This is a genomic window from Psychrobacter sp. TB55-MNA-CIBAN-0194, from assembly GCF_040309505.1.
In the GTDB taxonomy this organism is placed as follows: domain Bacteria; phylum Pseudomonadota; class Gammaproteobacteria; order Pseudomonadales; family Moraxellaceae; genus Psychrobacter; species Psychrobacter fozii.
In genome coordinates, this window is the sequence record NZ_JBEOOW010000286.1 from 1 (window position 1) to 271 (window position 271).

1 pseudogene is annotated in these 271 nt (G+C 44.6%); it reads left to right on the forward strand.

From position 1 onward, the window contains the following. Nucleotides 1–271, forward strand: a pseudogene (locus tag AAEY75_RS15180) (polyphosphate kinase 1); the annotation flags it as partial.

Here is a 271-nt window from a genome sequence, read left to right on the forward strand (position 1 = left end):
GCTATACGATGCCTCGCAGGCAGGTGTCAAAATAGAATTAATTTTGCGCTCCATGTGTTGTCTGCGCCCCCAAGTCAAAGGCTTGTCTGAAAACATCACTGTACGCTCGGTTATTGGGCGCTTTTTAGAGCACACACGCATTTATTACTTTTATAATGATGGTGATGAGCGCTTGTATTGCGGCAGTGCTGACTGGATGGATCGTAACCTCTTCCATCGCGTCGAAGTCGCCTTTCCGATCGAAGATAAAAAACTGTTTAAACAGATATAT